Annotated in this window: 21 protein-coding genes, 2 tRNA genes and 1 rRNA gene (1 of these 24 running past the window's edge); 22 read left to right on the plus strand and 2 right to left on the minus strand. The window is 37.6% G+C overall.

Annotated elements, in window-relative coordinates; all coding sequences use genetic code 11:
• Positions 1–39: 39 nt before the first annotated feature.
• From yabP to NIZ91_00410, 4 genes are all read left to right on the plus strand, one after another.
• On the plus strand, positions 40–345 hold the full coding sequence (gene yabP / locus NIZ91_00395; protein USY55221.1) for a sporulation protein YabP: 306 nt from the start codon (positions 40–42) through the stop codon (positions 343–345).
• Positions 342–965, plus strand: coding sequence for a spore cortex biosynthesis protein YabQ (yabQ, locus tag NIZ91_00400; protein USY55222.1), 624 nt, complete (start codon positions 342–344; stop codon positions 963–965). Before yabP ends, yabQ begins: the two co-directional genes overlap by 4 nt.
• 4 nt (positions 966–969) lie before the next feature.
• Positions 970–1,341, plus strand: a complete 372-nt coding sequence (locus tag NIZ91_00405) for a septum formation initiator family protein (protein ID USY55223.1) — start codon at positions 970–972, stop codon at positions 1,339–1,341.
• Positions 1,342–1,430: 89 nt separating this feature from the next.
• Positions 1,431–1,907, plus strand: coding sequence for a S1 domain-containing RNA-binding protein (locus NIZ91_00410; GenBank protein ID USY55224.1), 477 nt, complete (start codon positions 1,431–1,433; stop codon positions 1,905–1,907).
• Positions 1,908–2,012: 105 nt separating this feature from the next.
• Here NIZ91_00410 and NIZ91_00415 read toward each other — a convergent pair.
• Together NIZ91_00415 and NIZ91_00420 are read right to left on the minus strand one after the other, a co-directional pair.
• A tRNA-Glu gene (locus NIZ91_00415) sits at positions 2,013–2,084 on the minus strand.
• Between the two features lie 11 nt (positions 2,085–2,095).
• Positions 2,096–2,169, minus strand: a tRNA-Met gene (locus NIZ91_00420).
• Between the two features lie 326 nt (positions 2,170–2,495).
• Between NIZ91_00420 and spoIIE the strand changes: the two genes are divergently transcribed.
• The 18 genes from spoIIE to NIZ91_00510 form a co-directional block, all read left to right on the plus strand.
• On the plus strand, positions 2,496–4,973 hold the full coding sequence (spoIIE, locus tag NIZ91_00425) for a stage II sporulation protein E (protein USY55225.1): 2,478 nt from the start codon (positions 2,496–2,498) through the stop codon (positions 4,971–4,973).
• Positions 4,974–5,043: 70 nt separating this feature from the next.
• Positions 5,044–5,787 (plus strand): VWA domain-containing protein, encoded by a 744-nt coding sequence (locus NIZ91_00430; GenBank protein USY55226.1) that lies wholly within the window; start codon positions 5,044–5,046, stop codon positions 5,785–5,787.
• The gene (locus NIZ91_00435; protein USY57055.1) at positions 5,756–6,718 is read left to right on the plus strand and encodes a protein kinase family protein; all 963 of its coding nucleotides are present in this window, start codon (positions 5,756–5,758) and stop codon (positions 6,716–6,718) included. Before NIZ91_00430 ends, NIZ91_00435 begins: the two co-directional genes overlap by 32 nt.
• Before the next feature lie 84 nt (positions 6,719–6,802).
• Positions 6,803–8,182 (plus strand): tRNA lysidine(34) synthetase TilS, encoded by a 1,380-nt coding sequence (tilS, locus tag NIZ91_00440; GenBank protein USY55227.1) that lies wholly within the window; start codon positions 6,803–6,805, stop codon positions 8,180–8,182.
• Positions 8,183–8,209: 27 nt separating this feature from the next.
• Positions 8,210–8,749: a hypoxanthine phosphoribosyltransferase gene (hpt, locus tag NIZ91_00445; protein USY55228.1), complete on the plus strand. Its 540-nt coding sequence runs from the start codon at positions 8,210–8,212 to the stop codon at positions 8,747–8,749.
• A gap of 93 nt (positions 8,750–8,842) precedes the next feature.
• Positions 8,843–10,756, plus strand: a complete 1,914-nt coding sequence (gene ftsH / locus NIZ91_00450) for an ATP-dependent zinc metalloprotease FtsH (protein ID USY55229.1) — start codon at positions 8,843–8,845, stop codon at positions 10,754–10,756.
• Between the two features lie 159 nt (positions 10,757–10,915).
• A complete protein-coding gene (locus tag NIZ91_00455; protein USY55230.1) occupies positions 10,916–11,683 on the plus strand; it encodes a type III pantothenate kinase in 768 nt (255 codons plus the stop codon).
• Between the two features lie 17 nt (positions 11,684–11,700).
• Positions 11,701–12,579 carry an Hsp33 family molecular chaperone HslO gene (hslO, locus tag NIZ91_00460; GenBank protein USY55231.1) on the plus strand — a complete coding sequence of 293 codons (879 nt, stop codon included), beginning with the start codon at positions 11,701–11,703 and terminating at the stop codon, positions 12,577–12,579.
• Positions 12,580–12,778: 199 nt separating this feature from the next.
• Positions 12,779–13,723: a cysteine synthase A gene (gene cysK / locus NIZ91_00465; GenBank protein USY55232.1), complete on the plus strand. Its 945-nt coding sequence runs from the start codon at positions 12,779–12,781 to the stop codon at positions 13,721–13,723.
• Between the two features lie 147 nt (positions 13,724–13,870).
• A complete protein-coding gene (locus tag NIZ91_00470) occupies positions 13,871–15,277 on the plus strand; it encodes an anthranilate synthase component I family protein (GenBank protein USY55233.1) in 1,407 nt (468 codons plus the stop codon).
• Positions 15,278–15,283: 6 nt separating this feature from the next.
• Entirely contained in the window at positions 15,284–15,865 is a 582-nt protein-coding gene (gene pabA, locus NIZ91_00475; protein ID USY55234.1) for an aminodeoxychorismate/anthranilate synthase component II, read from the plus strand.
• A gap of 3 nt (positions 15,866–15,868) precedes the next feature.
• The gene (gene pabC, locus NIZ91_00480; protein USY55235.1) at positions 15,869–16,774 is read left to right on the plus strand and encodes an aminodeoxychorismate lyase; all 906 of its coding nucleotides are present in this window, start codon (positions 15,869–15,871) and stop codon (positions 16,772–16,774) included.
• Entirely contained in the window at positions 16,740–17,594 is an 855-nt protein-coding gene (gene folP, locus NIZ91_00485; GenBank protein ID USY55236.1) for a dihydropteroate synthase, read from the plus strand. Before pabC ends, folP begins: the two co-directional genes overlap by 35 nt.
• Positions 17,587–17,946 carry a dihydroneopterin aldolase gene (gene folB / locus NIZ91_00490; GenBank protein USY55237.1) on the plus strand — a complete coding sequence of 120 codons (360 nt, stop codon included), beginning with the start codon at positions 17,587–17,589 and terminating at the stop codon, positions 17,944–17,946. Before folP ends, folB begins: the two co-directional genes overlap by 8 nt.
• Positions 17,946–18,458 (plus strand): 2-amino-4-hydroxy-6-hydroxymethyldihydropteridine diphosphokinase, encoded by a 513-nt coding sequence (folK, locus tag NIZ91_00495; GenBank protein USY55238.1) that lies wholly within the window; start codon positions 17,946–17,948, stop codon positions 18,456–18,458. Before folB ends, folK begins: the two co-directional genes overlap by 1 nt.
• A 329-nt stretch (positions 18,459–18,787) precedes the next feature.
• A complete protein-coding gene (gene lysS, locus NIZ91_00500) occupies positions 18,788–20,272 on the plus strand; it encodes a lysine--tRNA ligase (protein ID USY55239.1) in 1,485 nt (494 codons plus the stop codon).
• Positions 20,273–20,427: 155 nt separating this feature from the next.
• Positions 20,428–23,319, plus strand: coding sequence for a type I pullulanase (gene pulA, locus NIZ91_00505; protein USY55240.1), 2,892 nt, complete (start codon positions 20,428–20,430; stop codon positions 23,317–23,319).
• A gap of 318 nt (positions 23,320–23,637) precedes the next feature.
• Positions 23,638–24,935 (plus strand): 16S ribosomal RNA (locus NIZ91_00510); it runs 255 nt beyond the window's last position.

Raw genomic sequence — 24,935 nt, forward strand, 5'->3', positions numbered from 1 at the left:
AAACGTAATGAAGAGCTTAATAATGAGGTGGGGATGAAGATGAGTCAATTTTACGAAATGGGCAGTGCAAATAAAGATCAAACTCCAAATCATGATTTAGTAATGAAGGGGAGACGCCTCTTAGATATTACCGGAGTCAAGCAAGTAGAGAGTTTTGACAATGAAGAATTTTTACTGGAAACTGTGATGGGATTTTTATCTGTACGAGGTCAAAACCTTCAGATGAAAAATTTGGATGTTGAAAAAGGAATTGTATCGATAAAAGGAAAAATCTTTGATATAGTTTACTTAGATGAGAACCAATCGGAGAAAGCTAAAGGATTCTTTAGTAAGTTGTTTCGATGAGCCTTAATATACAATTCTATACTATGCTTGCAATGATTTCGATGGGTGGATGTATTGGAGCATCACTGGATACATATCGCTACTTTGTAAATCGGGCTCAAACAGTAAGGTGGTTTGTCTTTATTAGCGACTTACTGTTTTGGGTAGTTCAAGCATTACTCATCTTTTACGTGTTATTTTTAGTTAATGAAGGTGAGTTAAGGTTTTATGCATTTCTTGCCTTATTATGTGGATTTGCAGCTTATCAAAGCTTAATCCAATCTATTTATTTAAAGGCTTTAAAATTTATTGTTTCAAGTGTATTAGCCGTTTATCGAGCCTTACTAACGATTCTTATTATTATATTGGTCAAGCCTGCTCGAATGCTGTTAAGGTGTATAATTGCTTTAGGCTTATTATGTTATCGCTTTGGATATAGCCTTGTTTCATTTATACTAAAGGTGATTTTTCTACCAATAAGGTGGATATTCTTGGTGTTTTGGAGAATTATGCCTAAATCTGTAAGACGATTTTTACAGAGGTGTTTTACGTATCTAGAAGGAGTTTTTCAACGTGTAAAGAATACCATAATGAGGGCTGTATCATGGTTAAACACTTTTAAAAATAAGGAGGACGACTAGGTTAATGAGTGCTGAACGTAAGAAAAATGTAACAAAGTTAAATACAGAATATAGTCAACAACAACAAAGTCTTAAAAAACAAACAGATCGAAAGCGCATTGGCTTAATTAGACGTCTAACTTTCTTTGGTGTTTTAGCTCTGCTTATTGGTGTAGGTATCGTTACAACGTTGATTACTCAAGCATCAGCTATTGAAAATAAAAAAGCTGAAAAAGAAAAGTTAGAACAACAATTAACAAAACTTGAAAGCAAAGAAAAGCAGCTTGAGTCTGAAATTGTTAAGTTAAATGATGATGAGTATATTAAAAAAATTGCGAGAAGAGATTACTTCTTATCAGAAGACGGTGAGATTATCTTTAACATCAAAAAAGACTAAATTCACGGTGCGTTGACAGCATATTTTCGCTTTTTGTATAATAGAGTAAATTGATTTCTTTTATCATTTTAAGGAGGAGCATTTTTTTTATGTCAATTGAAGTAGGCAGCAAGTTACAGGGAAAGGTAACAGGTATTACAAACTTTGGAGCTTTTGTTGAGCTTCCAGGGGGAACAACAGGCTTAGTTCATATTAGTGAAGTAGCTGATAACTATGTAAAAGACATTAACGACCATTTAAAAGTCGGCGATGAAGTTGAAGTAAAGGTTATTAACGTAGAGAAAGATGGAAAGATTGGCCTTTCAATTAAGAAGGCTGTAGATCGTCCAGAGAGACCAGAACGTCCAGAGCGACCAGAGAGACCAGCGCGTGCACCACGTTCTGACAGACCTCGTGACTCACATCGCCCACAGCGTAATAATCGCGGTGGTGGTAATGACTTCCGTTCAAAAGAAACGTTTGAACAAAAAATGAATCGTTTCTTAAAAGATAGTGAAGAACGTTTATCTTCCCTAAAACGCCATACAGAATCAAAACGTGGCGGACGCGGCGCGAAACGCGGCTAACTTGCTGCTTATCACGATATAGATAGCGAGTTCTAAAAAGCACCTTCATTGAAGGTGCTTTTTTTGCATATAAAAAACATGTACAATGATGTACATGTTTTTGGATGACCCGTACGGGATTCGAACCCGTGTTACCGCCGTGAAAGGGCGGTGTCTTAACCACTTGACCAACGGGCCTTTATAATAAGTAGCGGCGGAGGGGATCGAACCCCCGACCTCACGGGTATGAACCGTACGCTCTAGCCAGCTGAGCTACACCGCCATAAATTCTTTATAAAAGACATGTATAATAATATAAAAATCTCCATTGCTTGTCAATAACATTTTTAAAAATAATGGGAAACCAAAAAATATAAATAATAAACCTAATCAATTTAAATAAATTAGTACAAGAAAATACTAGTTTAGAGCATAACTTCTAAATTTTTTTAAGCTGCAATGTAATATTATATATTTTTTTGTATAGTTTTCGCTCTCCAACTAGAAAGTCGTCGAACGATTCTTGTACTAGAGAGAGTCGATTTGACAAAATCTTAACTTCTTTCTGGATATAATAGCTTATAAGTATAATTAGCGGGTGGTGGAAAAATGCAAAAAACTGAGCGGAATTTTGCCGGTCCAGCAACTGAAGCTGTTTTTAATCGTACTAGGTTAGAAATGTCACGCATTTTTACGAAAACGAGTTTGAAAACGGAAAAGGTATTGTTCCAGTGGGGGTTAATCTTATTAGCAGTAGGATTTTTATTAGGACGAGCTTTAATTTTAATGGAAATTATGCCGTTTGCATTACCTTTCTTTGCGGCTGTACTTGCTATTAAAAAAGATAAGGCAGCTCTTGCAGGCTTAGCCATTTTGGCTGGAGCATTTAGTCTATCCTTACAAAACGGTGGGGTTGTCTTCTGTTCCCTATTCGTATTTTTACTTCTTCATCGCTTTAGTGGTTTTATAACCATCGATCCTCTTAAAAAGTTACCATTTACCGTGTTTATTTCTATGTTTTTAACGAAGTTAGGGATTTTCTACTTGTTTTCACAAGGAGTTACAATGTATGACTTTGCATTTATAGCTGTGGAAGCGGGCTTAAGTTTTATCCTAACAATGATTTTTCTACAAAGTGTACCTCTTATTTCATATCGGAAGCGAAAACAGTCTCTTAAGACAGAAGAGGTTATTTCTCTCATTATCCTTTTAGCATCTGTCATGACAGGAACTATTGGTTGGGTTATGTACGGTTTATCAGCAGAGCACGTGTTATCACGTTATTTAGTATTGATTTTTGCTTTTGTGTCAGGTCCAACAATTGGAGCTACTGTGGGTGTAGTAACGGGATTAATTTTAAGCTTTGCTAACGTAACGAGTTTATATGAAATGAGTTTACTAGCTTTTTCAGGCTTGTTAGGAGGGTTATTAAAAGATGGCAAAAAAATTGGTGCATCTCTGGGGTTGATTGTTGGATCTCTTTTAATTGGCCTCTATTCACAAGCCGAACAGGCACTTTCAACTAATTTATATGAGTCGCTTATTGCTGTTGCTTTATTTCTATTAACGCCGACATTCCTTTTGAAAAATTTAAGTAAACTCGTTCCAGGTACATCGGAAAACATGATGGAACAACAGCAATATATTCGAAAAGTAAGAGATGTGACCGCAAATCGAGTGGAACAATTCTCAAATGTATTTCAAGCTTTATCCGATAGCTTTACTCAAAATGGCTTTTATGAGGAAAAGCGAAATGAAGAAAAAGAAATAGACTATTTCCTCAGTAGCGTAACGGAGAGGACGTGTCAATTCTGTTTCAAAAAAGAGCAATGTTGGGCACAGCAGTTTGATACAACCTATGAATATATGAAAGAAATTATGCTGGAAATTGATAACAACTCGTTAGAGAGAAATCCCAAGCTAGTCAGAGAAATGGATAAGCATTGTGTAAAGTCGAAAAAAGTAATCGACGTCATTGAACATGAGCTGACTTACTTTAAAGCCAACCAGCAGTTAAAATCTCAGATTCATGAAAGTCGTCGGATTGTAGCTGAGCAGCTACATGGAGTTTCTCAGGTTATGAATAATTTCGCCCAAGAAATTAAAAGAGAAAGAGAAAATTTAAATGTCCAAGAAGAACAGATTGTTGAAGCATTGAGAAGCTTTGGCATGGAGATTAATCAAATTGAAATTTATAGTTTAGAGCCTGGTAATGTAGATGTAGAAATGTGGGTTCCGTACTGTCATGGCAGAGGAGAATGTGAAAAGATAATTGCGCCAATGCTTACAGATATACTTGGTGAAAGTATTGTGGTGAAAAATGAAGACTGTGCAAAATATCCTCAAGGTTATTGTCACGTTTCTTTTGGTTCAACAAAAGCTTATGTTGTAGATACAGGGGTAGCTCATGCGGCAAAAGGAGGAGGATTTGTTTCAGGAGATAGCTATTCAATGATTGAATTAAATGCTGGTAAATATGCATTAGCAATTAGCGATGGTATGGGAAACGGTGAAAGAGCTCATTATGAGAGCAGTGAAACACTACAGCTCCTTAAACAAATCTTACAAACAGGCATTGAAGAGACTATAGCAATAAAATCTATTAACTCTATTCTTTCATTACGAACGAGTGATGAAATTTTTTCGACACTTGACTTGGCAATGATTGATTTACAAGATGCGAACGTAAATTTTTTGAAAATCGGCTCGACACCAAGCTTTATTAAGCGTGGTGACAAAGTAATAAAGGTACAAGCAAGTAATTTACCAATGGGAATTATCGAAGAGTTTGAAGTAGACGTTGTGAGTGAGCAAATGAAAGCACAGGACTTACTCATTATGATGAGTGATGGAGTGTTTGAAGGTCCAAGACATGTTGAAAATTATGAGATGTGGATGAAGCGTAAAATTGGAGAATTACAAACCGATGATCCACAGGAAATTGCAGACTTAATTATGGAAGAAGTCATTCGAACACGGTCTGGTTTAATTGAAGATGATATGACCGTGGTGGTTGCTAAACTGAAGCATAATACGCCAAAATGGTCTTCAATTCCAACCTATGCGTATCGCAAAAAAGCACAGTAGATTATAGAGTATAAATTATCCCTTCCTCGTCTATCATGTTAATACTGATAATGAGGAGGGGATTTTATTTATGAAAAAAGGAACGTTAAAGCAAATGTTGGTTATTACAGATGGAGGCTCTAACACGGGAGAAGATCCAATTGCAATGGCAGCATTAGCTAAGGAACAGGGTATCAGTGTAAATGTTATTGGCGTTATGGAAGAAGACGTGATTGATGAACAAAGTCAAAATGAAATTGAAGGTATAGCTATGTCAGGTGGAGGGGTTAGCCAAATCGTCTATGTAAAGCAACTCTCTCAAACCGTTCAGATGGTTACAAGACAAGCAATGACTCAAACGTTGCAAGGTGTAGTAAATAAAGAGCTTCAACAAATATTAGGCGCATCAGCTTCAAAGATGGAAGATTTACCTCCGGAAAAGCGTGGAGAAATTATGGAAGTTGTCGATGAGCTAGGTGAAACAGTTGATTTAGAGATTCTCATTTTAGTTGATATGAGTGGAAGCATGAAATCAAAACTTCCAACTGTTAAAGAAGCATTATTAGATTTATCTCTCAGTCTCAATGCTAGAATTGGATACAATCAATTTTCAGTATTTTTATTTCCAGGGAAAAAGAAAGATGTTGAAAAACTTATGGATTGGAACCCAAAGCTAGAATCATTATCTACTATATTTCCGAAGTTAACAGCTGGTGGCATTACACCTACGGGCCCAGCGATTAAAGAGGCAACAAACCACTTTGTTCAGAAGAAACGTTCCTTAAGGGGGATGTTAAGAAGTGATGAACACTACAATGAAGAATCTGGTATGTAACTTAACAGCTGGTACAAAACTAACAGGGAAGTGGCATCATAATCATTACACCATCGTAAAGCAACTAGGCATAGGTGCAACCGGAGTTGTCTATTTGGTTCACTCGCCAAATGGAGAAATGGCAGCGTTAAAGTTAAGCTTTGATAACAACTCTGTAACGGCTGAGGTAAATGTATTACGTAACTTCTCAAAGGTCCATGGCAAGTCTGTTGGACCTTTCTTATTCGATGTAGACGACTGGATTTATCGTAATCAAGCACTCTCTTTTTATGTAATGGAATATGTAAAGGGAACATCGTTAAAAGCTTTCATTGCGAAAAGAGGCAAGGAATGGGTAAATGTACTGGCCATACAGCTATTAGGCGACTTACATGAACTACACAAGGAAGGATGGGTCTTTGGAGACTTAAAGCCTGAGAACTTGGTTGTAAGTGACCAGCCTGTCAAGGTTCGTTTAATCGATGTAGGTGGAACGACAATGCAAGGGAGAGCTATCAAAGAGTTTACAGATTACTATGATCGAGCATATTGGGGGTTTGGCTCTCGAAAAGCTGAGCCAACATATGACTTGTTTGCTATGGCCATGATTATAATCGAATTATTAATCGGCGAACGTTTAAATAAAACCGATAAACCTAATGAACAACTAAAGAAATTATTAAAAACACATAACGCTCTGTTAGCACATCGTTCTACTTTGTATAAAGCGGTTCATGGCAACTATCGTACAGCTCATGAGATGAAGCAAGATCTGATTGAAGGAACCAAGGGCGGTGAATCAGTTACATCTGTAGGTAATCAAAAGGTTCGTCAGCATAGTCCAAAGCGTGTTAAAGTAAAGAAGAAGCGTACACATTTCCTAGAAACTGTTTTATTAGGAGCATCCGTCATGTTTATGTATTTGTTATATCTTTTCATTCAAGTACTATAAATGTGAAACTTTTTAATGGAATATCCGTAAAATGAGAAGGGAATAGTGGTAACTAGTCTTAATCACGTAAGGATGAACAGGATAATGGAAAGGGAAACAACAGAATTTATTGATAAACATAACCTTTTACCAACTAATGCAACGGTCTTAGTTGGTGTTTCTGGAGGTCCAGACTCCTTAGCATTGCTTCATTTTTTACATAAGGAGCAGATGCACAGAAATTTACACCTAGTGGCGCTGCACGTTGACCATATGTTTCGAGGAGAAGAGTCTAGACGTGACTTAGAATACGTGCAAGCTTATTGCAGAGATGCAGGTATTACTTTTGAAGGTGTTAGTATCGATGTAACAGCTTATCAAAAAAAGAACAAAGTATCTGCTCAAGTAGCAGCTAGAGAATGTCGATATACGTTCTTTGAAGAAATGATGAATAAGTACGGTGCAGAGGTACTAGCTTTAGCTCATCACGGAGATGATCAAGTAGAAACCATACTTATGAGGTTAGCGCGAGGTAGTACGATGAAAGGGTATGGAGGTATGGAGGTAAAGCGTCCTTATGCCACAGGGTCTCTCGTTCGCCCTTTTTTATCTGTTACAAAAGAACAAATTTTATTATATTGCAGGAAATTTAACTTAAATCCTAGAATAGACCCTACTAACGAGAAGGATACATATACTCGTAATCGCATTAGGCAATATATATTACCTTTTTTAAAGGATGAATATCACGATATACATGAAAAATTTCAGGCTTTTAGTGAAAACTTATATGAAGATCAAGTCTATTTAGAGGAATTAACAACACAAGAAATGAATAAGGTAATTAAACAGCAAAGACAAGGGTATCTTTTAATGAGTCGAGGGTCTTTCCTTAATATAAGCAAACCTTTACAAAGGCGTGGGATTCAACTAATATTAAACTATCTCTATAAAAAAATCCCTTCAGATCTTTCCTCAGTTCATATTAATAATTTATTGAGGTTTTTAGAAGCTGATAAACCTTCTGGTGTGCTTCACTTTCCAAATAAGCTGACAATTTCTCGTTCGTATGACGACTGTATGTTCACTTTTGAATTTACGCAGTCTATTCCAGCATATGAATATGATATTCCCATTCCAGGGGTTATTCAGCTGCCGAATGGTCATTCCCTTACTGCTAGCATACATAATGGAGAATATGATAAGCAAGACGCTGACATCTTTTTAGTAGATGATAGTAAGGTTAGGTTTCCGATTCGGGTTCGAACGCGAAAACCAGGAGATAAAATTCAATTAAAAGGCATGAAGGGGCATAAAAAGGTAAAGGATATCTTTATTGATGAAAAAGTGCCTTTAGAGAAAAGAAATGCGTGGCCTATTGTAGAAGATAGTAATGGTACAATTTTATGGCTGCCAAAATTAAAAAAATCTGCTTATGAATTACACACTCATAAGTTAAGATATGTTATTTTATACTATAAGTAGGGAAAACTTCTAGGAGGCAAGCAAGGAATGAAGCATGATATTAAAGAAATTCTAATTTCAGAGGAAGAAATACAGGCAAAGGTAAAGGATTTAGGACAACTACTCACTGAAGAGTATCAAGATCGCTTTCCTTTAGTAATTGGTGTATTAAAAGGTGCCATGCCTTTTATGTCTGACCTAATTAAACGCATCGATACATATTTAGAAATGGACTTTATGGATGTATCAAGCTATGGTAAAGAAATGGTTTCTTCTGGTGAAGTAAAAATCTTAAAGGATTTAGATACTTCTGTAGAAGGTCGAGACATCTTAATTTTAGAAGATATTATTGATAGTGGATTAACGCTAAGCTATTTAGTAGAGTTATTTAAGTATCGCAAAGCAAAATCAATTAGAATCGTAACACTATTAGACAAACCAACTGGGCGTAAAGCGGATATTAAAGCAGATTACGTTGGCTTTGAAGTTCCAGATGCTTTCGTAGTAGGGTATGGGTTAGATTATCAGGAAAAGTATCGTAACCTACCTTACATTGGCGTGCTAAAACCAGAAGTGTATAGTAACTAATCAGCATATTTGCAAATGCAATTTGTTGGATAGGATATAGGTTCTATGGTACTATTGAATACAGTATTTGTTTATCGTGGGAGGAGGTAAGAAATGAATCGGATCTTCCGTAATACCATCTTTTATTTACTTATATTTTTAGTCATTATTGGCGTGGTCAGTTTCTTCAGTGGTTCCAACCAAAAGACTGAAGCAATGCGATATGACACATTTGTAGGACACTTGGAAAGTGGAGATATTGAATCATTAACATTGAAGCCTGAACGTGGGGTTTATGTTGTACAAGGGAAATTAGAATCTTATAATGAGGATCAGAAATTCCAAACTTACATTGTAGATGGTGATCAAGCGTTAGAGCGTATTAATGCCGCTGCAAATAGTAAGGAAATTCAGGTAAAGGTTGACCCAGCAGATGAAACAAGTGGTTGGGTAACATTCTTTACATCAATTATACCTTTTGTCATTATCTTCATTCTCTTCTTCTTCTTACTAAACCAAGCTCAAGGTGGCGGTAGCCGTGTAATGAACTTTGGTAAAAGTAAAGCGAAGCTTTACAGTGAAGAAAAGAAGAAAGTTAAGTTCAAAGATGTTGCAGGTGCAGACGAAGAGAAGCAAGAACTTGTTGAGGTTGTAGAGTTCTTGAAAGACCCTCGTAAATTTGCCGACTTAGGGGCTCGAATTCCAAAAGGTGTGCTTCTTGTAGGCCCTCCAGGAACGGGTAAAACATTATTAGCGAGAGCTGTAGCTGGTGAAGCAGGCGTGCCTTTCTTCTCAATCAGTGGTTCAGACTTTGTTGAAATGTTTGTTGGTGTTGGTGCATCACGTGTGCGTGACTTGTTTGAAAACGCAAAGAAAAATGCACCTTGTATTATCTTCATCGATGAAATTGATGCTGTAGGTCGTCAACGTGGTGCTGGTCTAGGTGGAGGTCACGATGAACGTGAACAAACTCTAAACCAATTGCTTGTTGAAATGGATGGCTTTGGTGCTAATGAAGGAATCATTATCATTGCAGCAACAAACCGCCCTGATATTTTAGATCCAGCTTTATTACGTCCAGGACGTTTTGATCGTCAGATTACTGTAGATCGTCCAGATGTAAATGGTCGTGAAGCGGTATTAAAAGTACATGCCCGCAACAAACCTTTAGATGAAAATGTGAATCTAAATGCTATTGCGATGCGTACACCAGGTTTCTCAGGAGCCGACTTAGAAAACTTGTTAAACGAAGCTGCTTTAGTAGCTGCACGACAAGATAAGAAAAAAATTGATATGAGTGATATCGATGAAGCAACGGACCGCGTAATTGCGGGACCAGCTAAAAAGAGTCGCGTTATTTCTAAAAAAGAACGCAATATTGTCGCGTACCACGAAGCTGGTCACACAATTATTGGTGTTGTATTAGATGAAGCGGATATGGTACATAAAGTAACGATTGTTCCACGTGGGCAAGCAGGCGGTTATGCTGTAATGCTTCCGAAAGAAGATCGCTATTTCATGACAAAACCAGAGCTTTTAGATAAGATCGTTGGTTTATTAGGTGGACGTGTAGCTGAGGAATTAATCTTTGGCGAAGTAAGTACAGGTGCACATAATGACTTCCAACGTGCAACAAGTATCGCAAGACGTATGGTTACTGAATACGGTATGAGCGATAAGTTAGGTCCAATGCAGTTTGGTCAGTCACAAGGTGGCCAAGTGTTCTTAGGACGTGACATCCAAAATGAACAAAACTATAGTGACGCAATTGCTCATCAAATTGATTTAGAAATTCAACAGTTCATTAAAGATAGCTACGAGCGTGCAAGACAAATCCTAACTGAAAATCGTGATAAGTTAGAACTTGTTGCTCAAACGTTATTAAAAGTTGAAACATTAGATGCTGAGCAAATCAAGCACTTGGTTGATCATGGCACGCTTCCAGATCGTTCTCCAAAAAGCAGTGATGAAGATGTAAAAGTAAACATTCAATCAAAGCCAGATCAAGAAGAAGAGCCTAAAGAATAAAAAAGTAAGATGCTCCTATGAGCATCTTACTTTTTTTTTGTTTCTATATGAATATTAGTAAGAAAAAGGAAAAGCTTCTTTTACTGTACACCCCTTTTTCTTAGTTATGGTATGATGGTTTCAGTGTAAATATTGATTAAAGGCGAAGTGGTGATTAACATGATTTTTGTATTAGATGTTGGAAATACGAATACTGTATTAGGAGTATATGATGGTGATGAACTAAAATATCATTGGCGCATTGAAACGAGTCGTAATAAGACAGAAGATGAATACGGAATGACAATTAAGGCACTCCTTGAGCACGTTGGTTTATCTTTTAGAGATATTCATGGTATTATTATCTCCTCTGTAGTACCACCAATTATGTTTGCATTGGAACGTATGTGCCAAAAATATTTTCATTTAAAGCCGCTTATAGTAGGCCCTGGTATTAAAACAGGTTTAAATATTAAATATGAAAACCCAAGAGAGGTTGGAGCAGACCGTATCGTCAATGCAGTAGCAGGTATTAAGCTTTATGGCAGCCCACTAATTATTGTCGATTTTGGAACAGCAACAACTTACTGTTATATTGACGAAGATAAGCAGTATATGGGAGGAGCTATCGCACCTGGTATTAACATCTCTACGGAAGCGCTGTATTCTAGAGCATCTAAGCTTCCAAGAATTGAAATTGCTAGGCCGAATAGCATTGTAGGCAAAAATACAGTTTCTGCGATGCAAGCAGGAATTTTATATGGATATGTTGGGCAAGTTGAAGGTATTGTTACACGAATGAAAGAGCAATCAAACGTAAACCCTAAAGTAATTGCAACAGGTGGTTTAGCAACATTAATCGCAAAAGAGTCAGATATTATTGACATTGTAGATCCGTTTTTAACATTAAAAGGTCTACAGATTATCTATACGAAAAATATGGAATAAGAGGAGTTAGTATTATTATGAGTGACTACTTAGTCAAAGCTTTAGCATATAATAATCAAGTTCGTGCCTACGCTGTGAAAACAACGGAAGCAGTAGGCGAAGCGCAGCGTCGCCATTATACGTGGCCAACAGCTTCAGCAGCATTAGGTCGTACGATGAGTGCTGGTGTAATGATGGGCGCAATGTTAAAGGGAGAACAAAAGTTAACTATAAAGGTTGAAGGTGGAGGACCAATTGGCGCAATCTTGGTAGATAGCAATGCCAAAGGGGAAGTTCGTGGTTATGTTACAAACCCACAAACGCACTTTGACCTAAACAAACATGGTAAGCTAGATGTTGCTCGTGCAGTAGGTACGGGAGGTACGCTTAGCGTAGTAAAAGACGTTGGTATGAGAGATCAATTTAATGGTCAAGTACCGATTGTATCAGGTGAATTAGGAGAAGATTTTACCTATTATTTTGTAACATCTGAACAAGTTCCTTCATCAGTGGGTGTTGGTGTTTTAGTAAACCCAGATAATTCAATTTTAGCTGCAGGTGGTTTTATTATTCAGCTGTTACCAGGAACAGATGAAGCAACAATCTCAGCAATTGAACAGCGTTTAGAAACCATTGAACCAATCTCTAAACTTATCCAACGTGGATTAACACCAGAAGAGATTTTAGAAGAAGTTCTAGGAAAAGATAACCTGAAAATTCTTGAAACCATGCCTGTTCAATTCAAATGTCAATGTTCTAAAGAGCGCATTGGCAATGCAATTATCAGCTTAGGAAAAGATGAAATTCAATCAATGATTGATGAAGATGGCAAAGCTGAAGCACAGTGTCACTTCTGCAATGAAATGTATCACTTCCCTGCTGAAGAACTTAAAGAAATGAAAGAAGAAGCTATATAATCCTTTGAAAAAGACATCGCATACAGCCGGTGTCTTTTTCTTTTGAAGTTTGGTCTGAAAGTGATACAGTAAGGATATAATGGTCTAGAAAAATAGAAAAAAAAGTCATTGTCACAAAACAAAATGATTGACAATTTAGAAAATAACTGATAAATTTTATACAAATTCAATAAAATTACTCGGGATTAGGAGTGGAGATATGGCACGCGTAGCAAATTCAATTACGGAATTAATTGGTCAAACACCAATTGTTAAATTAAATCGTTTAGTTGAAGAAGATATGGCAGATGTATACTTAAAGTTAGAGTTTATGAACCCAGGAAGCAGCGTGAAAGATCGTATTGCGTTAGCAATGATTGAAGATGCGGAAGCTAAAGGTGTTTTAAAGCCTGGCGACACAATTATTGAACCTACAAGCGGTAACACAGGTATCGGTTTAGCGATGGTTGCAGCAGCAAAAGGATACCGTGCGATTTTAACAATGCCTGAAACAATGAGTATTGAACGTCGTAACCTACTTCGTGCATATGGAGCGGAGTTAGTCTTAACACCAGGACCTGAAGGAATGAAAGGAGCTGTTAATAAGGCTTCTGAATTAGCGAAAGAACATGGTTATTTTATTCCTCAACAGTTCCAAAATGAAGCAAACCCTGAAGTGCACCGTAAAACAACAGGTAAAGAAATCGTTGAACAATTTGGTGACCAACTTGATGCTTTTGTAGCTGGGATTGGAACAGGGGGAACGATTACAGGTGCTGGAGAAGTATTGAAAGAAGCTTACCCAGAGATCAAACTTTATGCTGTAGAACCAGCAGACTCACCAATTTTAAGTGGTGGTCAGCCAGGGCCTCATAAAATTCAAGGAATTGGTGCTAACTTTATACCAGGTGTGTTAAATACAGACCTATATGACCATATCATTCCTGTGAAAAATGAAGAAGCATTTGACTATGCTCGAAAAGTAGCTAAAACTGAAGGTGTATTAGTCGGAATTTCTTCAGGTGCAGCAATTTTTGCAGCATTAAAAGTAGCAAAAGAATTAGGAAAAGGTAAGAAAGTGTTAGCCATTATTCCAAGTAATGGTGAGCGCTATTTAAGCACACCATTATTCCAATTTGAGGAGCAAACACAAGGTCAGTCTTGATAAGCTACGATAAATCGTTTTTATTTAGCTACCCCTTTAAGCCACAGTAATTTTGTGGCTTAAAGGGGTAGTTTTTTTCATCTAGTGAATAACTTTCAAAAATCATGTAAAATAAAGATAGGTGATTCATTTTAGGAGAGTGAGCAAATGCAGCAACGAATGACATGGGGTGAATCGATTTCGATTCCGAAGGATAAATGGTTTAGTAAGTATCAAGAATTATCTGTAGATGAGCCGCATCACATATTGTTGGAGAGTGGGCGAGGCGGTAACTTTCATATTATGGGCCTTAACCCTATCGCTATTCTACGAGGAGAGTCTAACGAGCTTCATATTATAGAGCAAGAAAGACGAAGTGTTGAAAAGGGTAATCCACTGCACTTGATGCGTAAATGGATGAAGAAGTACCAAACATCTCAACGTAAAGAACTGCCTCCATTTCAAGGTGGGGCCATTGGTTATATCAGCTATGATTACGTGAGGTACGTAGAACATGTACCAACAATAGCAGATGATCCGTTAAAGATGCCTGATATTTATTTTTTAATTTTTGATGATGTCTTTGTATATGACCACCATAAAGAAGAGCTATGGATAATAGTGAACCACACAGATGAAGAACATGCTAAAGCTCGTTTAACTTCATATAAAAATCAATGGTTGGCTAAAACAAATTATACCCCTGCTTATGAAAAGGTGGAGAGCGTTAATACGCAAACAACTTTGTCAATGTCAGAGGAAGAGTTTGGTGTGGCTGTTGAAAAGATAAAAGAATACATTGGACAAGGTGATGTATTTCAAGTTAACTTATCTGTAAGACAGTCACAGCCTCTTAATACACATCCAATGCATATTTACGAACAGGTCCGAAAGATTAATCCTTCTCCATACATGTCGTATATGCAAACGGATGAGTTTCATTTAGTGAGCTGCTCACCAGAGTTGTTAGTTAAAAAGTCGGGAGTTGAGCTCAGCACGAGGCCAATCGCAGGAACAAGGTCTAGAGGAAAGACAAATGAAGAAGACAATGCACTGGCTAAAGAGTTAATTGAAAATGAAAAAGAGCGTGCTGAGCACGTGATGCTCGTTGATTTAGAGAGAAATGACTTAGGTAGAGTAAGTAAGTATGGGACTGTTTGTGTAGATGAATTTATGGTGATTGAAAAATACTCCCATGTTATGCACATCGTATCAAATGTCAAAGGTGAAATTGCTGAGAATAAAGATTTTGTAGATGTAGTAGACGCCGTATTTCCAGGAGGAACCATTACAGGTGCACCAAAGGTTCGTACAATGGAAATTATTGAAGAACTAGAGCCTGTTCGAAGAGGTATCTATACGGGATCAATTGGTTGGATAGGCTATAATGGTGAGATGGAAATTAACATCGCAATTCGCACAATGGTCGTCCAAGATAGTCAAGTACATGTACAAGCGGGAGCTGGTGTTGTTATTGACTCGAACCCTAAATATGAGTACAAAGAGTCTTTAAAAAAGGCTATGGCTTTGTGGAAAGCAAAAGAGCAGAGTGAAAAAGAGCTGAGTGGAGGATGAGAACAGATGATTTTAATGATTGATAACTACGATTCATTTACATTTAATTTAGTACAGTATTTAGGTGAGCTAGGTCATGAGTTAGTGGTCAAGCGTAATGATGAAATTACAATTGAGGAGATTGAAAATCTTAACCCTGACTTTTTAATGATTTCTCCAGGACCATGTAGTCCCAACGAAGCGGGTATTAGCTTGGAAGCAATTAAATATTTTGCTGGTAAAATTCCGATTTTTGGGGTTTGTCTTGGACATCAGTCCATTGGTCAAGCGTTTGGTGGAAATGTTATTAGAGCTGATAAACTTATGCATGGTAAAACGTCCGAAATGCACCATGATGGAAAAACAATCTTTGAAGGGTTGGATAATCCTTTTACAGCTACTCGCTATCACTCTTTAATTGTAGAGACCGAATCGCTACCTGACTGCTTTGAGGTGTCAGCATGGACAGATGAAAATGAGATTATGGCTATTCGTCATAAAACTATGCCAATTGAGGGTGTCCAATTTCACCCTGAATCCATTATGACTTCATATGGTCGAGAAATGCTGGGGAATTTTATTAATACGTATCAAAAAAAGGGCGTGTAACCTTTGTACATTTATGTAAATGGAGAGATCTTAGAAAGAAGCAAAGCAACTATTTCTCCTTTTGACCATGGTTATATGTATGGCCTAGGTTTATTTGAAACGATGAGAATCTATAATGGTCATCCATTTTTATTAGATGATCATCTGAGTCGATTACAAAGCGGCTTATCGCTTTTAAATATTGAATGGACATATTCAAAGGAAGATGTACTTACAATTCTTAACGAGTTGCTGCAAAAGAATAATCTTCAAAATGCGTATGTTCGTCTAAACGTATCTGCAGGTGTAGGTGAAATTGGACTACAGGTAGAAGCATACACTCACCCATCGTTCATTGTTTATGTAAAGCCTATGCCTGATAAGAAAACCCCTCTTGTAAAAGAGGGGGTTATTCTTGAAACAAAAAGAAATACACCTGAAAGTAATGAACGTCTGAAATCCCATCATTATTTAAATAATATCTTAGCCAAAAGGGAAGTTGGAAACGATATGAATAAGGAAGGGATTTTCTTAACAAAGGAAGGGTTCTTAGCTGAAGGTATTGTTTCAAACCTTTTCTTTGTGAAAGGTAAAACCGTCTTTACTCCTGCTATTGAAACGGGAATATTAAATGGTATTACTCGCCAATTTATATGTAAGCTTTTGAGCGCCAAAGGGATTTTTGTTAAAGAAGGATTCTTTACATTATCAGAGCTTTTGGAGAGCGAAGAAATCTTTATGACAAATTCAATTCAAGAAATTTTTGCTATCCATAAAGTTGGGGAAAAAGAGTTTAAAACCGGTGAACAAACGCTAACCTATACATTACAGCGACAATATGAGAAGTATACTTCTTATTTATGGAGTAAAGAAGATGTACGAAAGGAAGTCTTAGATGACAAAAACGGTAGTAAATGGTCAATTTATTGATTGTGGTTCCCATAAGTTAGATTATTCTACAAAGACGTTAATCATGGGAATTTTAAACGTAACCCCAGACTCGTTTTCAGATGGTGGTTCATTTAATCATATCGATAAAGCAGTTGAGCATGCTAAACAAATGGTCATAGATGGTGCAGACCTTATTGATATTGGTGGTGAATCAACACGTCCAGGAAGCGACAAAGTAAGTATGGAAGAAGAATTAAAGCGTACGATTCCTGTTATTAAAGATTTATCTCGGAACCTAGACGTTCCTATCTCTATTGATACGTATAAGTCTCAGGTAGCAAAGCAAGCAATTGAAGCAGGTGCACATATTATCAATGACGTATGGGGAGCTAAGGCAGATCCACAAATGGCAGAAGTAGCTGCTCATTATAATGTACCTATTATCCTCATGCATAATAGAGACAATAAAAATTACCAAAACCTCATTCCAGATATGATTGGGGATTTGTATGAAAGCATAAAAATCGTTAAAAATGCTGGTGTAAAAGATGAGAACATTATCTTAGACCCAGGGGTTGGATTTGCTAAGACGGTAGAGCAAAATATTGAAGTTATTCAAAATATGGATAAGTTTACAGCACTAGGTTACCCTGTTTTGTTGGCTACATCTCGAAAGTCAACAATTGGACATGTTCTTAATCTACCTCCAAAAGAACGTGTGGAAGGAACTGCTGCCACTATTGGAATGGGTATTTCCAAAGGTATTCATATGACAAGAGTACATGATGTGAAAGAGATCGCTCGCTTCACAAAGATGATGGATGTTCTAGTTGGTAAAGGGGTAATAGAGCATGGATAAAATTCATGTAAACAATATGCGCTTTTATGGTTATCACGGCGTTTTTTCTGAAGAAAATAAGTTAGGTCAACGTTTTAATGTAGACTTAACTGTAGAATTAGATTTGAAAAAAGCTGGTCAAGAGGATGATTTAGAGGCAACTGTAAGCTACGCAGAGCTTTACGAAGTATGTAAAAATATTGTAGAGAAAGAAACGTTTAAGCTAGTTGAAACGATTGCTGAGACTATTGCGACAACAGTTTTATTCTCTTACCACCTGATTCAAAGTTGTACCGTAAAAGTATATAAGCCCGACCCTCCGATTCAAGGTCATTATGATTCGGTTGCCGTCGAAATTACAAGGAGCCGCTAATGAACAATAGAGCTTTTATAGCCCTAGGGTCTAATATTAAAAGCCGCAGTAACTATTTAAAGCAAGCTGTCCAATCACTAAACAGTCATGAAGGTATTTTATTAGAAAATCTTTCTTCAGTATACGAGACAGATCCGGTTGGCTACACTAACCAAAGTGCTTTCTTAAATATGGTAGCCGAAATTAAAACAGAACTTCCTCCCTTAGGGTTACTAGATGTTTTGCAGGAGATTGAGCTACAGCAAAATCGAAAAAGAGAGGTTGTATGGGGACCACGAACGTTAGACTTGGATATTCTTCTCTACAATGAAGAGGTTATACATAGTTCTAGGCTTATCGTTCCTCATCCTCGAATGACAGAAAGAGCATTTGTAATGGTCCCTCTATCAGAAATTGCTAGTGACTTTATTATGCCTACTGAAGATATACCTACATTATACTTAGCGAAACGATTAGCTGCAGAACAAGGGATTAAATTAATTGGTGACTTACATGACGTGACGATTCCATAAAAACGTTTTTTGTTTTTAAGAGCCAGGAGGTTTACTTGCTTTTCTTAGTTCGTTACAATAAGAAATTGATAACCAAACATTATTTAGAATTCGTTAAGGCCGAAAGTGCGTAAGGGAAAGAAGTAATATAACTACGCGTTAAGGCAGTTGTGTTACTATATTAAGTTGTTTTAGCTTGAGACAAGAAAATACTGTAAGTCTAAAGCGATTTGACATAGAGAAACGACTGAATTTATAATAATTTTAAAGAAACGTAGGAATTGCCAGTGGAAAAGCTGGCCTTTTTTCTGTTTTAGAAAATTTATTAATACGATGGAGATGAGCACATAATGAATCATGAAGAATTAAATGATCAACTTCTCGTTCGTCGTGAAAAAATGAACAACCTTCGAGAACAAGGTATGGATCCATTTGGGAAACGCTTCGAACGTACACATACATCACAAGAGATCGTTAACGCATACGAAGAACTAACGAAAGAAGCTTTAGAGGAAAACGAAGTTTCAGTTTTATTAGCAGGACGTATTATGACAAAGCGCGGAAAAGGAAAAGCAGGCTTTGCTCATGTTCAAGATTTAACAGGTCAAATTCAGCTTTATGTTCGTAAAGATGCAGTAGGGGACGAACAATACGAAATCTTTAAAACAGTTGATATTGGTGATCATGTCGGCGTACAAGGTGTATTGTTTAAAACAAAAGTGGGTGAATTATCAATCAAGGTAAAAGAATTCACTTTATTATCAAAAGCTTTACGTCCTTTACCAGATAAATATCACGGTTTAAAAGATATTGAACAACGCTATCGTCAGCGCTACTTAGATTTAATTACAAATCCAGAAAGTAAACAAACATTTATCTTAAGAAGCCGTATTATCCAATCAATGCGTCGCTACTTAGATAATAATGGCTACTTAGAAGTTGAGACACCAATGATGCATTCGATTGCTGGTGGTGCATCAGCTCGTCCATTCGTTACTCATCACAATGCTCTAGATATGGAACTTTATATGCGTATTGCTATTGAGCTACACCTAAAACGATTAATTGTTGGTGGCTTAGAAAAAGTGTACGAAATTGGCCGTGTCTTCCGTAACGAAGGTGTATCAACTCGCCATAACCCAGAATTTACAATGATTGAACTGTATGAAGCGTATGCTGATTACAAGGATATTATGGCATTAACTGAAAACCTAATTGCACATATTGCGAAAGAAGTATTAGGAACGACTAAAATCCAATATGGGGAGCATGAAGTAGACTTAACTCCAGAATGGACAAGACTTCATATGGTAGATGCCATCAAGCAATATACAGGCGTTGATTTTTGGAAAGAAACATCTGTTGAAGAAGCACGTGCTCTTGCAAAAGAACATAATGTTGAAATTACAGAGCACATGTTATATGGGCACATTGTAAATGAATTCTTTGAACAAAAAGTAGAAGAGCAATTAATTCAACCAACATTCATTTACGGACACCCTGTAGAAATTTCACCATTAGCGAAAAAGAATGAGGATGATCCTCGATTTACAGATCGCTTTGAGTTGTTTATTGTAGCAAGAGAACATGCCAATGCATTTACTGAGTTAAACGATCCAATTGATCAGCGTGAACGTTTTGAAGCGCAGTTAAAAGAAAAAGAACAAGGTAACGATGAAGCACATGAGATGGATGATGACTTCATTGAAGCGTTAGAATATGGCATGCCGCCAACTGGTGGTTTAGGAATCGGTATTGACCGTTTAGTTATGCTGTTAACAAACGCTCCGTCTATTCGTGATGTACTATTATTCCCACAAATGCGCCATCGTTAACAGAAAGAGACAACCAATTGGTTGTCTCTTTTATTTGTCATTAAATAGGTCTTTTGGATTCATTTTTCGAAAATTCAATTTTTTGTATTGTGCAAACGTTTTCAGTGTTTATATAATAGATTTGTTATTGACTATAAACAAAGGGGATGGGTGTTATGAAAATTAATCGATGGTTTGCTATTCTAATTGTCTTTGCGATGGTTGCATCAGTTTTTTCGAGCTTTCCTGTGCAAACGATTGCAAATACAACGAAAGTAGTTATTCATTATCAAGAAGCACCGAATAACGCAAAAAATTGGAACCTGTGGGTTTGGCCTGAAGGTGGAGAAGGGAAAGTTTACGACTTTACAGGAGAAGATGCGTTTGGAAAAGTTGCTGAGATTGAAATTCCTACAAATACTAAAAGGGTAGGGTTCATTGTTCGCACAGATACTTGGGAGAAAGATGGGGAAGACCGCTGGGTTGATATCCAAAATGGTGAAGGTGAAGTATGGATAAAAAGTGGAGATAATACGGTGTATAACGAACCACCCGATGGAGAATATCGTGATTTACCATCTTATGAAAACGTTAAAGTTACCATTCATTATGCACGTTATGATCAAAACTATGAAGGATGGGACTTATGGGTTTGGCCAGATGGAAAGGATGGTCAAGCTGTTCAATTTAAAGGAGAAGATAAATTTGGAAAAGTCGCTACGGTCGAATTAAATGATCCAAAGGGTATTCAAAAGGTAGGGTTTGTTGCTCGACAAAGCATAGATGGAAATGAGTGGGGTAATAAAGAGTTAGATAATCGCTATATCACGAAATTTAAAGAAGATGGATCAGCTGAAATTTGGATTGCTCAAGGAATCGAGCGTGTATTTTATGATCCAAGCCAAATAGATTTAAATCCAAAGATTATTGGAGCGAGCATTGACAAAATGAATGAAATCACGCTTCAAACAAATGTTCCATTCCCTATAACAGAGGCAGATAACTCTGGTATTACAGTAGAAGGAGCAGAAATTAAAGAAGTGATACCATTTAATAAGGGTGAAAAAACAACGAACAAAGTCCGCATTGTGACAAAAAATAATTTAGATTTAACAAAGGTATATAAAATCTCAAAGTCCTTGTTTGGAAGTGCGACAGTTGAAATTGGGGCAGCAGTGCGCTCAAAAGAATTCGATGATATGTTTTATTACGATGGAAATGACCTAGGAAATACGTATAAAAAAGAAAAAACATCTTTCCGCTTATGGGCTCCTACTGCTACTGAAGCGAAACTAGTTACATATCAAAAGTGGGACTCAACTAACGGAACTGAAATTCCAATGAAAAAAGCAGAGAGAGGTACATGGACTGCACAGTTAGAAGGGAATCAAGATAAATTAATCTACACGTATAAAGTTAAAATTGGAGATAAATGGAATGAAGCTGTTGACCCTTATGCACGTGCTGTAACTGTAAATGGAGATAAAGGTGTAGTAGTAGATTTAAAAACTACAAATCCAGAGAAGTGGCCAGCGAAAAAACCTTTTCTAAAAAATCGTGAAGATGCGATTATCTATGAGCTTCACGTACGAGATTTATCAATTGATGAAAATAGTGGAATTAAAAACAAAGGTAAGTTTTTAGGTGTTACTGAGGAAGGAACAAGAGGTCCTGGTGGAGTGAAAACAGGGTTAGATCATATTAAAGACTTAGGTGTAACGCACGTGCAGTTTATTCCTATTTATGATTACCGTACAGTCGATGAAACCAAGTTAGACGTGGCTCAGTATAACTGGGGCTATGATCCAAAGAACTATAATGCGCCTGAAGGCTCTTATTCAACAAACCCATATGAACCTAAAGTGAGAATTAAAGAAATGAAGCAGATGGTACAATCACTGCACAAAAATAATTTACGTGTAATTATGGATGTTGTTTATAACCATATGTATGCTGTAAATGAGTCAAACTTTAATGAGTTAGTACCAGGTTACTACTTCCGATATAATGAAGATGGAACGTTAGCTAATGGAACAGGAGTTGGAAATGATACAGCCTCAGAGCGTAAAATGATGAGGAAGTTTATTGTAGACTCGGTAACATATTGGGCAACAGAATATAATTTAGATGGTTTTCGTTTTGATTTAATGGGAATTCATGATGTAGAAACCATGAAAGAGGTTCGAGAAGCTTTAAATAAAGTTGATCCAAGCATTATTGTTTTAGGAGAAGGTTGGGACTTAAACACGCCTTTATCTGCTGATCAAAAAGCAAACCAGAAGAATGCAAAGAAAATGCCAGGTGTAGCGCATTTTAATGATGTTATTCGCGATGGTTTAAAGGGTAGCGTATTTTATGATGAAGATAATGGTTTTGTAAATGGCAGACAAGGTATGGAAGACACAATGAAAAAGAGTATAGCAGGTGGACTTCAATATGATTCATCAACAGCTACTTATCAAGATCCGGAACAAGTAGTAACGTATGTAGAAGCTCATGATAATCATACGTTATGGGATAAGTTACTATTAACAAACCCTACTGCTACTGAATCTGAGCGTAAGCAAATGCATAAACTTGCTTCATCTATGGTATTAACTTCACAAGGCATGTCTTTCATACACGCTGGTCAAGAGTTTATGAGAACTAAAGGTGGAGATCATAATAGCTATAAATCACCAGACTCTGTAAATCAACTAGATTGGAAGAGACGTTTAGCGTTTAATCAAGAAGTTGAGTATATGAAAGGCTTGATTGAAATTCGTAAAAAGTATCCAGCATTTCGTTCAACAACTGCCTCTGAGATTAGTCAGAATCTATCATTTTTAAATGCACCTAAAAATGTAGTAGCATATACGTTGAAGGATAAAAACAAAAAGCAACTAACTATCATACACAACGCTAATTCGAAAGAGATAAAGATCAACTTGTCTACCAAAGGTAATCTATCGCTGCTTGCTGATGGGAAAAAAGCGAGTACAAAGCCTATAAAGAAAGTAAAAAGTGACAATGTAACTGTACCAGCTTTTAGTACCTTTATTTTAGAAGGGAATGCGTCTGGGAAGTAAATTTTATTATTAATTAGAAAAAGATAGCTAAAAAGCTGTCTTTTTCCTTTTTATCCAATCGATATAACGAATAGAAGATATTAGAAAATTTAAACTTATTATTTTGGTATTGCTATATGATAATATGTCTGTTATATTTATAAATGTCCTTGAGAGACACAAACGAATCTCAAAGGAAATAAAAAAACTATTGACATCGAGTTGTAAACTTGATAAGATAGAAAAGTCGCTTAAGAGCGGCGGTTGAACTTTGAAAACTGAACAAAGCGACAAACGTCAACGTTAATTTTTTAAACTTTTATGAGCAAGTCAAACATTTCTTCGGAGAGTTTGATCCTGGCTCAGGATGAACGCTGGCGGCGTGCCTAATACATGCAAGTCGAGCGAACTGATTAGAAGCTTGCTTCTATGACGTTAGCGGCGGACGGGTGAGTAACACGTGGGCAACCTGCCTGTAAGACTGGGATAACTCCGGGAAACCGGAGCTAATACCGGATAACATTTTCTCTTGCATAAGAGAAAATTGAAAGATGGTTTCGGCTATCACTTACAGATGGGCCCGCGGTGCATTAGCTAGTTGGTGAGGTAACGGCTCACCAAGGCAACGATGCATAGCCGACCTGAGAGGGTGATCGGCCACACTGGGACTGAGACACGGCCCAGACTCCTACGGGAGGCAGCAGTAGGGAATCTTCCGCAATGGACGAAAGTCTGACGGAGCAACGCCGCGTGAGTGATGAAGGCTTTCGGGTCGTAAAACTCTGTTGTTAGGGAAGAACAAGTACAAGAGTAACTGCTTGTACCTTGACGGTACCTAACCAGAAAGCCACGGCTAACTACGTGCCAGCAGCCGCGGTAATACGTAGGTGGCAAGCGTTATCCGGAATTATTGGGCGTAAAGCGCGCGCAGGCGGTTTCTTAAGTCTGATGTGAAAGCCCACGGCTCAACCGTGGAGGGTCATTGGAAACTGGGGAACTTGAGTGCAGAAGAGAAAAGCGGAATTCCACGTGTAGCGGTGAAATGCGTAGAGATGTGGAGGAACACCAGTGGCGAAGGCGGCTTTTTGGTCTGTAACTGACGCTGAGGCGCGAAAGCGTGGGGAGCAAACAGGATTAGATACCCTGGTAGTCCACGCCGTAAACGATGAGTGCTAAGTGTTAGAGGGTTTCCGCCCTTTAGTGCTGCAGCTAACGCATTAAGCACTCCGCCTGGGGAGTACGGTCGCAAGACTGAAACTCAAAGGAATTGACGGGGGCCCGCACAAGCGGTGGAGCATGTGGTTTAATTCGAAGCAACGCGAAGAACCTTACCAGGTCTTGACATCCTCTGACAACTCTAGAGATAGAGCGTTCCCCTTCGGGGGACAGAGTGACAGGTGGTGCATGGTTGTCGTCAGCTCGTGTCGTGAGATGTTGGGTTAAGTCCCGCAACGAGCGCAACCCTTGATCTTAGTTGCCAGCATTAAGTTGGGCACTCTAAGGTGACTGCCGGTGACAAACCGGAGGAAGGTGGGGATGACGTCAAATCATCATGCCCCTTATGACCTGGGCTACACACGTGCTACAATGGATGGTACAAAGGGCTGCAAGACCGCGAGGTCAAGCCAATCCCATAA

The sequence above is a fragment of the Bacillus sp. 1780r2a1 genome (genome assembly GCA_024134725.1).
GTDB classification, from domain to species: domain Bacteria; phylum Bacillota; class Bacilli; order Bacillales; family Bacillaceae_H; genus Priestia; species Priestia aryabhattai_A.